Origin of the sequence: Achromobacter sp. Marseille-Q0513, assembly GCF_018195695.1 — a bacterium.
Lineage (GTDB): Bacteria > Pseudomonadota > Gammaproteobacteria > Burkholderiales > Burkholderiaceae_B > Achromobacter.
The window spans coordinates 1-11,448 of record NZ_JAGTJY010000194.1 but is presented as its reverse complement, the minus strand read 5'-3'; the positions used below and the strand labels follow the sequence as shown (position 1 = coordinate 11,448).

At 68.7% G+C, this 11,448-nt stretch carries 11 protein-coding genes; 2 read left to right on the top strand and 9 right to left on the bottom strand.

Going from position 1 to position 11,448, the window contains the following annotated elements:
* Window positions 1–212 precede the first annotated feature (212 nt).
* Window positions 213–1,439, top strand: a complete 1,227-nt coding sequence (locus tag KDH83_RS26235) for an MFS transporter (RefSeq protein WP_212321058.1) — start codon at window positions 213–215, stop codon at window positions 1,437–1,439.
* 45 nt (window positions 1,440–1,484) lie between these two features.
* Here KDH83_RS26235 and KDH83_RS26230 read toward each other — a convergent pair whose 3' ends face one another.
* Window positions 1,485–2,951 carry an MFS transporter gene (locus tag KDH83_RS26230; RefSeq protein ID WP_212321056.1) on the bottom strand — a complete coding sequence of 489 codons (1,467 nt, stop codon included), beginning with the start codon at window positions 2,949–2,951 and terminating at the stop codon, window positions 1,485–1,487.
* Window positions 2,952–3,040: 89 nt separating this feature from the next.
* Here KDH83_RS26230 and KDH83_RS26225 point away from each other — a divergent pair, with 89 nt between their 5' ends.
* A complete protein-coding gene (locus KDH83_RS26225; protein WP_212321054.1) occupies window positions 3,041–3,643 on the top strand; it encodes a TetR/AcrR family transcriptional regulator in 603 nt (200 codons plus the stop codon).
* Between the two features lie 48 nt (window positions 3,644–3,691).
* On the opposite strand, the gene KDH83_RS26220 is transcribed toward KDH83_RS26225, so the two are convergent.
* The 8 genes from KDH83_RS26220 to KDH83_RS26185 all read right to left on the bottom strand — a co-directional run.
* Window positions 3,692–5,008, bottom strand: coding sequence for an FAD-binding oxidoreductase (locus KDH83_RS26220; RefSeq protein WP_212321052.1), 1,317 nt, complete (start codon window positions 5,006–5,008; stop codon window positions 3,692–3,694).
* 57 nt (window positions 5,009–5,065) lie between these two features.
* The gene (locus tag KDH83_RS26215; protein ID WP_212321050.1) at window positions 5,066–5,869 is read right to left on the bottom strand and encodes an ABC transporter ATP-binding protein; all 804 of its coding nucleotides are present in this window, start codon (window positions 5,867–5,869) and stop codon (window positions 5,066–5,068) included.
* Window positions 5,857–6,627 (bottom strand): ABC transporter permease, encoded by a 771-nt coding sequence (locus KDH83_RS26210; RefSeq protein WP_212321048.1) that lies wholly within the window; start codon window positions 6,625–6,627, stop codon window positions 5,857–5,859. The genes KDH83_RS26215 and KDH83_RS26210 overlap by 13 nt, the downstream gene beginning before the upstream one ends.
* Window positions 6,628–6,698: 71 nt before the next feature.
* Window positions 6,699–7,700 carry an ABC transporter substrate-binding protein gene (locus tag KDH83_RS26205; RefSeq protein WP_212321046.1) on the bottom strand — a complete coding sequence of 334 codons (1,002 nt, stop codon included), beginning with the start codon at window positions 7,698–7,700 and terminating at the stop codon, window positions 6,699–6,701.
* Window positions 7,701–7,941: 241 nt separating this feature from the next.
* The gene (locus KDH83_RS26200; RefSeq protein ID WP_212321045.1) at window positions 7,942–8,913 is read right to left on the bottom strand and encodes a LysR family transcriptional regulator; all 972 of its coding nucleotides are present in this window, start codon (window positions 8,911–8,913) and stop codon (window positions 7,942–7,944) included.
* Window positions 8,914–9,146: 233 nt separating this feature from the next.
* Entirely contained in the window at window positions 9,147–9,461 is a 315-nt protein-coding gene (locus tag KDH83_RS26195; protein WP_212321043.1) for a transcriptional regulator, read from the bottom strand.
* Between the two features lie 222 nt (window positions 9,462–9,683).
* Complete coding sequence (locus KDH83_RS26190; RefSeq protein WP_212321041.1) at window positions 9,684–10,742, bottom strand: YwqG family protein; 1,059 nt, start codon at window positions 10,740–10,742, stop codon at window positions 9,684–9,686.
* A gap of 167 nt (window positions 10,743–10,909) precedes the next feature.
* Window positions 10,910–11,448, bottom strand: a 539-nt coding sequence (locus tag KDH83_RS26185; protein WP_212321039.1) for a sulfite exporter TauE/SafE family protein, incomplete at its 5' end; no start/stop codon positions are given.

Here is an 11,448-nt window from a genome sequence, read left to right as displayed (position 1 = left end):
GGCGCAGAGCCAGATGCTGGTCGCGCAGAACGCCTACGCCGACAGCATCGCCAATGCGCGCTCGGCGGCGGCGGTGCTGGCCGTGGCGACGGGCAGGGTGTCGCTGCTGGACGAACGCTAGAAAGACGCGGCCGCTGGTCCGCCCCCTTTAGCTCGCCGTCAGCCCGCCGCGCCTAGAATCGGAAGCTTTCGCCCGCGCCGCGCGACCCGCCATGCCCGCCCCAGACACCTCCGGTCCCAGTCCTTTAGGACGCCCCGCCTTCCTGCATTTCCTCTTCGCGCGCGTGAGCGCGTCGCTGGCCTTCCAGATCGTCTCGGTCGCCGTCGGTTGGCAGATCTACGAACTGTCCGGCAGCGCGCTGGACCTGGGCCTGATCGGGCTGGCGCAGTTCCTGCCGATGGCGGCGCTGACGCTGGTGGTGGGCCACGTGGCCGACCGATACGACCGCCGCAAAATCGTGGCCATCTGCATGGCGGTGGAAGTGCTGGCCACGCTGATGCTGGCGGTGGCCGCGCTGCACGGCCTGGGCGGCAAGCCGCTGATCTACGCCACGCTCATCATCATGAGCTCGGCGCGCGCCTTCGAGGCGCCCACGCTGTCCACGCTGATCCCCGCCGTGGTGCCGCGCGAATGGCTGCCGCGCGCCACGGCCCTGTCCTCGTCGGGCGGGCAGATCGCGCAGATCGCCGGGCCGGCGCTGGGCGGCGTGGGCTACGGCCTGGGCGCGGGCTGGATCTATTGCGTGGCCGCGGCCTTGTACCTGACCGCCTTCGCCGCCGTCGCCAGCATGAAGATCGAACGGGCGCTGCCGCGCCGCGAGCCGACCACCTGGCACACGCTGTTCGCCGGCATCACCTTCATCTTCCAGCGCCGGCTGCTGCTGGGCACGCTGTCGCTGGACCTGTTCGCCGTGCTGCTGGGCGGCGCCGTCGCGCTGCTGCCCATCTACGCCAAGGACATCCTGCAGGCCGGCCCCTGGGCGCTGGGCGCGCTGCGCGCCGCGCCCGCCTGCGGCGCCATGCTGATGTCGCTGACCCTGGCGCGGCTGAGCCTGGGCAACCAGGTCGGCCGCCTGCTGTTCAGCGCGCTGATGGTGTTCGGCGTGGCCACCACCGTGTTCGGGCTGTCCACCTCCATCCCGCTGTCGATCGCCGCGCTGGTGGTGCTGGGCGCGGCCGACGCCGTCAGCGTGGTGCTGCGCTCATCACTGGTGCAACTGAACACGCCCGACCACATGCTGGGCCGCGTCAGCGCCGTGAACACGCTGTTCGTCAGCGCGTCCAACCAGCTCGGCGAATTCGAGTCCGGCGTGATGGCCGCGCTGGTCGGCGCGGTGCCGGCCGTGGTGATCGGCGGACTGGGCACCGTGGCGGTGGCCGGGTTGTGGATGTGGTGGTTTCCGGAGCTGCGCAAGCTGCGTACGCTGGTTCCGGCCTGACGCCGCGCCAGGACGGGCCGCGCGGCACCACGCTGCGCGACGCAGTCAATGTCCCACCGGCTCCACGCTCGCCGCCGGCGCTGCGCCCGCCTTGGACACGCCGCGCGTCAGGCGCGCGAACAACACGAAGCTGGCCGCCACCGCCGCCAGGTTGTAGAGCGTGGCCCAGGCCAGCGCGTGGCCGTAGCGCTGCGCGCGCGCAGCGTCCAGCAGATCGGGTGAGCCGATCGCCGCGAACAGCACCACGCCCACCACCGCCACGCCCACGGTCGTGCCGGTCAGCTGCATGGTGGACGAAATGCCCGACCCCATGCCCGCGTCCTCCGCCCCCACGCACCCCCGCACGCCGTTGACCGCCAGCGGAACCCCGAGCCCCTGGCCCGCGCCATTGGGCCCCAGCGCCACAACGACCAGCGTCAGATTGGCCGGATCCAGGATCGCGCCCGCCGCCGACAAGGTGATGCCCGCGCCGAATACCAGCACGCCCAGCAGCAGCGCACGCCGGCCCAGCCACTCGGCCAGGCGCGGGCCGCTGAGCGACGCCGCGAAGAACGCCACGGCCGACGGCGTGAAGACCGCGCCGGCGGCCAGCGGACTCAGTTCCAGGCCGAATTGCAGCAGCATCGTCAGCGACAGGAAGAACGAGCTGATGGCGGAGAAGAACAGGAACACCGCGCTCACGCCCGTGATGAAACGGCGGTTGGCGAACAGCGCCATCTCGATCAGCGGCACGCCGCCGCGCCGCGACAGGCCGCGCTCGTAGCGCACGAAGACGGCCAGCACCGGCACCGCCGCCACCGGACCGGCATAGGACCACCACGGCCAGCCATGGTCATGCCCCAGCATGATGGGCACCAGCAGCAGGAACAGGCCCGACGCCGCCAGCAGCGCGCCCGCCACGTCGAGCCGGCTGGCCACCGGCGCGCGGGTCTCGCGGATGCAGAAGCGCGCGGCCAGCATCGCCGCCAGGCCGATGGGCAGATTGATCAGGAAGATCATGCGCCAGCCCAGGCCGGCATAGTCCTGCTCGATCAGGAACCCGCCGGCAAGCTGCGAGATGGTCGCCGCCACGCCTTGCACCGCCCCCATCGCGCCGAAGGCCCGCGCGCGGCTGGCGCCGTCGAACATGACACGGATCGAGGCCAGCACCTGCGGCATCAGCAGGGCCGCCGCCGCGCCCTGGATCACCCGACCCCCAATTAGAATTCCGGGGTCGGGCGCCACGCCGCAGATCAGCGACGACAGGGTGAACAGCGCCATTCCCCACAGGAAGACGCGGCGGCGGCCGTACAGGTCGCCCAACCGTGCGCCGGTGATCAGCAGCACGGCCAGCGCGGCGTCGTAGCCGACGATCACCAGGTGGACCTGGGAAAAGCTCGCGCCCAGCCCCGTCTGCAGCCGAGGCAGCGAGACATTGACAATGAAGAGGTCGAGAATAATGAGGAAATTCGCCGAAAGCAGGGCCGCCAGGGCGAACCAGCGGCTGGCGCCGGCGTGAGGGGTATCGGTCATGTCGTGGTCCCGGAAGAAGGGAAACATTGATATACGTACGACCGTATATTAAATTGAAGCATCGCAGGCTGACAAGCAAGGATGGACTCATGGTTGAAACGGACCGCCGCCGCATCCGGGGCGACAAGGCGCGCGCCGGGGTATTGGCCCATTCGGCGCGCATTGCGTCGGTGGAAGGATTGGAAGGCCTGACCTTCGGCCGGCTGGCGACCGAGGCCGGCGTGGCCAAGGGCAATATCCAGGTGCTGTTCGGCGACAAGGAAGCCCTGCAGCTGGCCACGCTGGAAAGCGCGGTGGACATGTACCGCGACGAAGTGGTGGACCCGGCGATGGCCCAGTCCCGCCCCGGCGAACGGCTGCGCGCGCTGGTCGCGGGCTGGTTCCGCTTCGTGCAGGACCGTCGCCTGCCCGGCGGCTGTTTTCTCACCGCGGTGAGCAGCGAGTTCCGCAGCCGCCCAGGCGCGATCCGCGACCGCGTGAACCAACACCGCAACGAAACCCGCGCGCGCTTCGAAAGCCTGGCGGCCGAGGCAATCGCCGCGCGGGAACTGCCGGCCGCCACCGACCCGGCCCGGCTGGCGTTCGACCTGCTGGCCTACCAGGCCATCGCCAACGTGGCCGCCGCGATGGATGACGAGGCGCAGTTCGCGATGGCGCGGGAGCGGTCGCTGGAATGCGTGTCTGGGAAGTAGGCCGCACGGGCTGCTCCCCAGACTTGGATCGACGGCGCCCAGGCGCCCCTACTTCTCCAACCCCGCCTTCCTCACCTGACACGCAATCGCCGTCAGCACCCCGATGCGCCGCAGCGGATCGGGCGGCAGCCAGTTCGGTTTCTCCAGGGCTTCCAGGTCATCCAGCATGGCGCTGCGCTGGCCGGCGATGCGCTCGGCCAGCAGGCGGCCGTGGATCGTGCCCTTGATGACGCCCGCGCCGTTGCAGCCAACGGCGGCGTACAGCCCGGGCCGGACCTCGCCGACGAAGGACGCGCCGTTGCCGGTCAGGGCGGTGGAACCGCTCCACACGTATTCGAAATCATGCGCGGCCAGTTGCGGATAGCGGCGCAGGAACGACGCGCGCAGCTGTCCGGCCATGCGCTCCAGCGGTTGCTCGGCCTCGTAGGAATAGGCGCTGCGCACCATGAACCTGCCGCCACGGATGCGGCGCAGCGTGGTGCCCAGGCGGTTGGCGGGGATGACGCCCCACTGGTCGCGCTGGCCCAGCAGCGCCTGCTGCGCCGCGTCCAGCACCGGCGTCACGCCCGCGTAGGTGTAGATGGTGACCAGCCGGCTGCGCAGGAAGCCCAGGCGACGTGCGAAGGCGTTGTTGGCCAGGATCACGTTGTCGGCGCTGAACTGGCCATTGCGCGTGCGCACGATGTAGGGACCGCCGCCATCCACCGATTCGACCGGATTGTTCTCCATCAGCCAGACGTTGTCCGGCAGCGTGTCGGCCAGTCCGCGAATCAGCGCGGCGGGCTGCACGAAGACGTTGTTCATCGAGTGATAGCCAAACTGGTAATAGTCGGTGCCCAACTGCTCGCGCATCGCCTCGCGGTCCAGTTCCGTGTACGCCACGCCCCAGTCGCGATACTGCGCCAGCGACGCGCGCAGGTTCCGGCTGCCCCCCTCGGTGGCGGCGGCGTGGTACTTGCCGGCCAGGTCCCAGCCGCAATCGAAGCCGCCCTGTTGCGACAACTGCGCCAGCCAGTCCAGCCCGGCCTGGTACATGGCGATCTGCTTGCGCGCGACCTGCAGCGGGCTGTGATGCCCGCTCATGCGCGTGTTGTGCGGCAGGTTGATCAGGAAGCCCGAGTTACGCCCGGCCGAGCCTTCGCCGGCGCTGCTGGCGTCCAGCACCAGGATCGGTTCCTGCGGCTGCAATTCGGCCAGCCGACGCGCGGCCGCCAGGCCGGTGTAGCCGGCGCCGATGACCACGTGCCTGAAGCGCGATTGCGGCGGCGCGGCCACGCGCGGCGCGCGCGCCGGCAGCATGGCGTTCCAGCCCGAGCCGCTTTGGTAGTGGGGAAAAGTCCGCGATTGCCCTGAGGGGTGAGACATGATGATGGGTTCAGTGTTGCGGTTGGAATATCGTTCGCCGGCGCGCCGCCGCGCGCCTCATTGGTCGGCGCGCGCCTGCAGGCTGCGCATCACTTCGTTCTGCACGATGCCCCAGATCTGCGACTTCAGCTCGATGTAGCGCGGCGACAGCTGCACGTCGGCATTGCGCGGAAAGGGCAGGTCGTTGGGAATGTCGCAAGCCACGCGGCCCGGCCGCGCGCTCATGATGACCATGCGGTTGGACAACAGCAGCGCCTCGTCGATGGAGTGCGTGATGAAGATGATGGTCTTGCCGCTGCGCTCGTAGATGCGCGTCAGCTCTTCCTGCAGCACCTGCCGCGTCATCGCGTCCAGCGCCGCGAAGGGCTCGTCCAGCAGGATCACGTCCGGATCGTTGGCCAGCACCCGCGCGATGGAAACGCGCTGGCGCATGCCGCCGGACAGCGCCTTGGGATAGGCGTCCTCGAAGCCCTTCAGGCCCACCATCTCGATGAACTGCTGCGCGGTGGCGCGGCGCTCGGCGTCCGGCACGCCCTTGAGCTTCAGGCCGAAGGCCACGTTCTCGGCCACCGTCAGCCAGGGAAACAGCGCGTACTGCTGGAACACCATGCCGCAATGCGGATCCACGTCGCGCACCTCGCGGCCATTGACCACGATGCGGCCGGCGCTGGGCTGCTCGAAGCCGGTGATCAGGTTCAGCAGCGTGGACTTGCCGCAGCCCGAGGCGCCCAGCACCACCAGGAACTCGCCGCGCTTGACCTCCAGATCCACGCCTTGCAGCGCATGGAAGGAACCGAAGGACTTGGAGATGCCTTCGAGCGAGATCATCGTGTCGTTTGCCATCGTATTCACCGCGACCATGCCAGCACCCTGTTTTCGATGACGCGGAACACCACGTCGGTGATCAACACCGTGACGCTGATGAGCGCCATGCCCAGCACCACCGTGTCGGTCTGGAAGAACTCCTTGCCGTTCATGATCAAGAAGCCCAGGCCTTCCTTCGCCGCCACCAGCTCGGCGGAAATCACGCAGGTCCAGGACAGCCCCAGGATCACCTTGAAGCCGCTGAAGATCTGCGGCAGGCTGGCCGGCAGGATCACCAGGCGCATCACCTGCGGCCCGCTCGCGCCCAGGTTGCGCGCGGCGCGGATCAGCAGCGGATCGATGTTGCGCGTGGCCTCGATCACGTACAGCAGCGCGGGCGCGAAGGTACCCATGAAGACGATGCTGTACTTCTGCGTCTCGGTGATGCCGAACCACAGCAGCGACAGCGGAATCCAGCTCATCGACGGCAGCGGCCGCAAAAAGGACAGGATCGGATCGAAGGCCGCGCGGGCGCGCCGCGACGTGCCCAGGAAAATGCCCAGCGGGATCGCCAGCGCGGTCGCGGCGGCGAAACCCACCATCACGCGGCGCGCGGACGCCAGGATGTGGGACATCAGGGACCCCTGTTCCCACATGCCCGCCATGCGGGCGTAGACGGAAGAGGGCGGAGGCAGGAACAGCGGGTCTACCCATTGCAGGCGGCACGCGGCCTCCCAGAACAGCAGCAGCGCGATCACGGACACGCTGCTGATCAGCATCAGGTCCGGACGCCGCTGGCGAGTCGGGGCGTTCATCATTCAATTCATTCCAGGCGTTGAAGGTTCAAGTGCGCGAACAACGCGGCGCCAGGCCGGCGCCGCGCGTTCTACAGATAGGCCGGGTCGATCCACTCGCGCACCGGCGGCGCCTTGTCGATCTGGCCGTAGCGCACCATCATCTCGGCCAGCTTCTGCAGGCCGTCGATGTACTTGCCGCCCGGATCCAGCAAACCGCGCTGGTCCGCCGCGCCGTACCAGTCGGCGCCCTTCACCATCGCCAGCTGATCCGCCGGCGCCAGCTTGGTCAGCTCCACCAGCGCGGCCACGGCGCTGTCCGGCTGCGCGCGCAGCTGCTCATTGGCGCGGAAATACGCCTTCAGGAAACGCTTCACCGCGTCCGGGTTTTTTTCCAGGAAGGCGCGGCGCGCCACCAGCACGTCCGGCCCCGGCGTCACGCCGTAGTCGCGGTAGAGCGAGAACTGCGTGTCATCCGCCAGCACGCGCGCGCCCGGCATGGCGCTGATGGCGTTGAACTGCGGCGTCCAGGCCGCCGCCGCGTCGATCTGGCCGGACTGGAACGCGGCCGGCATTTCCGGCGCGGGCACGTTCAGCACGGTCACGTCCTTGTCCGCCTTCAACCCGGCCTGATCCAGCAGGTTCAGCACCAGCAGATGCGCGCTGGACGCGAAGGTCACGCCGACCTTCCTGCCCTTCAGGTCGGCCAGGGTCTTGACGCCGTCGCGCACGATCAACCCTTCCACGCGGCCGAAATTCTCCGGCACGCCGATGATGGCGAAGTGCTTCGACCCGCGCGCCATCACCGCCAGCGCCGCCGGCGCGGCCGTGACCGCCATGTCGATGTTGCCCGACAGCAGGGCGCTGACGCGCGCCGACGTGGTGCCGAACGATTCCCAGCCCACGTCCAGCCCCTCGGCCTTGAAATAGCCGGCCTGGATCGCCAACCAGGCCGGGTAATGGCCCAGCCATGCCGAGCCGCCGTAGCGCACGGCCTGCGCGCCCGCGGCCCATACGCGGCCGGCCAGCGGCAGCGACAGCGCCGCCGCCCCCAGCGCCGCGCCCTGGATGAATCTCCGTCTTGTCTCCTGCATGTCCTTCTCCCTTTGCGTTGTTATGGTCTGGCCGCCCCAAGGCTGACGACGGTCCCGCGGGGGCAGCGTGCGCACCTAGGGTGCGCGACGCGGGGACCGCCTTGATTTACCGATTTCACCCACCGCGATACGCGCGCTATCGAGATCGCGCGGAGCCGGCTTTGCCGGTCCGCGACGATGCCCTCTTGAGGGGGCCGCCCAGATGGGCGGCGCGCGGCGCCTCAGGGATGGGCCCTGCCTTTCAACACAAGCGCATCTGCCGTCCCAGCCACGGCAGCCGCGCGTTGATCTGCGGAAAAATCTCCGTTTCCAGCGCGCTGCGGCTGTACTGCCAGAACGCGTCCGCCATCTCCTCGAACTCGCCCTGCCGCGACACCTGGTGCAGCGTGCGCGCCAGGCCCGGTCCCGGCAGCGGCAGCACCGCCACCTGGTCCAGCCACGAACGCCCCTGCAACAGACACAGCGGCGTGGTCAGCGCCCAACCCAGGTTGGCCGCGATCATCGCCATCACCACGTCGCTGGTATCGATCTCCAGGAACGGCGGCGCGGTCACGTTGGCGCGGCGCATATGGCGCTCGATCATGGCGCCGAAATGCGAGCGGCGGCTGAAGCGGATGAACGGCGCCGCCTGCGCCAACTGCCGCAGATCCATGCGCGCGAATTCGTCCGCCCGCGCCGTCGGCGCCACCAGCACGAAGGGCTCGTACAGGATCGCGCGGCGCGCCAGTCCATCCACATCCTCCAGCGCGTCCGTGGTGACGATGATGTCCACCTGCCGGTTCAGCAGGGCCTGCGCATGGCCGTAAGCCAGCCCCGACCACACCAGCACCTGGCTCGCGCTCTGCGTCAGCCGCTTGACGATGGCCGGCCCGGTCGTGGCCGCGAAGGAATCGATCATGCCGATGCGGATCGCCGGCCGATTCATCAGGTCCGCCTCGCGCACCTGCGCGATCAACCGGTCCACGTCATCGACGATCTGCCGCGACTGCCGCTGCAGCGTCACGCCCGCCGGCGTCAGCCGGTACGGCCGGCGCGAACGGTCCAGCACGCGCATGCCCAGCGTGGCCTCGATCTGCGAAATCGTCTGCGACACCGCGGACTGCGTCACGCCCAGCGCCTCGGCCGCCGCCGACAGGCTGTCGGCGCTGGCCACCGCCGCGAAAATACGCAGCATGCGGATATCGAGTCCGGAATCGTTCTTCAGCGCGCCCATGGTGTCTCCTATGAGAAATGCTAAGAATGCCGACCTGCAGGGTCAAAAATATCGGCTTGTTTAAGCAAATCTAATAGTCGGCATTAGGGCCTGTGAAGAGGGCGGATGGCGGAATGACCGCGAGCCCGTGGGAAAAGAGGGGGAAATTGCCGACGCCCGCAGGCTCGCGGGCTGGCGTTGGCCGTTGAACCGTGCGTGTTCAGGCCGGGGAAGACTGGGCGATCAACGACGGGTCACACCGCCGCCAGCCGTTCGACCGTATCAGGAAATTTTTCGACCAGGCGGATCAGCAGCGCGGCCTGGGCGTTCGGCTTGGCGCGGCCCTGTTCCCAGTTTTCCAGCGTGCGGGGATTGGTGCGCAGATAACGGGCGAACACCTGACGCGACAGGCGCAGGCGTTCGCGCAGCGCGAGCAATTCCTCGGCGGTCACATCCGGCGCAGGCTTGAGTTCCACCTCGTGCGTGCGCAGCGTGTGCTTGCCCGCACGCGCGTTCGACATCGCGTCGAAGCCTTCGGCGATCTCCGAGTACAGGTTGCGCTTCTTCATCGTCTGGCCTCCAGTTCGGCACGCAGCATGCGCCTGAGCGCATGCGCTTTGGTCGACGTTGAATATACGTAGGCAGCGTAGGAGCATCAACCCGCGACGCATGGCGCATCGTCTGATAATCGCCGGCCCCTGCCGGATTACGGGGCCGGCCGGCGCGCACGAACGCGCGCCCGGACAGTGGCTACAACCGCGCAGCGCGATCCTGGACGAGAGGGCAACGACCTAGTCGCACTGATACGTCAACCGCGCCCGATCAAACCGGCGCGCCGCGATGTCCTCTTCGCGCATCGTCACGTAGTAGGCGCCCGGCTGCGGAATGCCTGCATTCGGATCCGCGCCGATCTGCACCAGCAGCCGCCATTCATGCGCGGACGCCATCAGCTTGCGCGCCTGCTCGGTCTGCCAGACCTCGCTGTTGCCGCAGTACAGACCGTTCGCGACCAGCTGGCAGGTTTCCTGCATGCCGCTCTGTATCGTCTGCGGAAAACCGCCCAGCTGGTGGTTGTCGCGGTCTTCACTGTCCGGCGTGCCGAACTGTTCCAGCCAGTCTTCGTAGGCGTCGCAGCTTTCCTCGTCGTCCAGATCGAAGGCATCCCAGGACGCGTCGTCGGTCTGGATCGGCGTATACACCGTTTGAGCCGAAACCGGCGCCGCGCGGAACACGCAGGTCCATTCTTCATCGGAGATAGACGACAGCGCTTCCGGCACCGGCGCGCGCACCAGCTCGGCCGCCGGCGTGGCATCCCACAACACGCGCCAGCCCACCGAGGCGGCGGGCGAGAAGCTTTCGGCCTGTTCCAGGAAGTCGTAGAACACCAGCAGCCGGCCTTCGTTCGGCAGCGCGGCGTCGAAGCCCGCATGGGTCGACAGCTCGGCCAGGTTGAACTGGCCCAGGAAGGTCAGCGGAAATTCCGTTTCCACGGCGTCCGCGCGCCGCCGGTATTCCTCGCTGAACAGCTTGCCCTCGGCGGGCGTCATCCACGAACCCTTCTTCTTCGAATCCGCCAGCGTGCGGTCCGCATTCTCGCGATGCCCCTGCGCGCGCTGCGCCGCGTCCGGATAGGCGGGCCGCGTCGGCCAGGCCATGCCCGGCGGCAGGTCGGGGCTGCCGCCGATCTTGGTCGCGCCCAGGGGAATCGCGGCCTCGTCGGCGGCGGAGGTGGCCAGCACCAGCGCCGGACGCGCTTGCGCGACCAGATGGGCGACGACGGCGTCGGGCAGCTCGGTTTCGGCGAGCGACTGGCGCAGGGCGTCCAGGCTTGCGGGCATTGGGGTAGACATGGCCAGCGGATCCTCTGGAATGGCACGCAATGCCGTCGCGGCATCGTGCCGCCGGACCGGGCGCTGCGCAAATCACTCAACCGCCGCGGGCAAACCAGGCCAGGCAAGCAGAAACGGGCTATGCACGCTGCATCCCCGCGGCGGAATTCGAGTGCGAAGCCGCCATTCTACGGCGAGGGCATGACTAGACCCGTCACGCCATCCCACAGCAGCTTCGTCGCCGTCACCACCAGCAGCCCGTAGCACAGCCGGTACATCTGCGCCTGGTTCAGCCGGTGATGCAGCCGCCATCCCGCCCATACCCCCACGAAAGCCGCCGGCACGCACAGCGCCACCAGGCTCCAGTAGCCGCGCGACAGCTCGCCCACCGCCAGCCACGGCCCCGCCTTCAGCAGGTTGCCGATGGTGAAGAACATGCTGGTGGTACCGCCGTAGACCTCCTTGGACAGCCCCAGCGGCAGCAGGTACATGGCCAGCGGCGGCCCGCCGGAATGCGCCACCATCGTGGTGATGCCCGACGCGCCGCCGGCCAGCAGCGCCTTGCCGTTGGAACGCGGACGCGCGACCACCGTGGCGCCGCCGCGCCACCACAACCAGGCGAACAGCAGGGTCGTCAGCGCCATCAGGATTTCCACGGCGTGGCGGTTCACGTGGCGCCGCACAACGCTGCCATGCCACAACGCTGCCGCGCCACAGCCCACGGCGC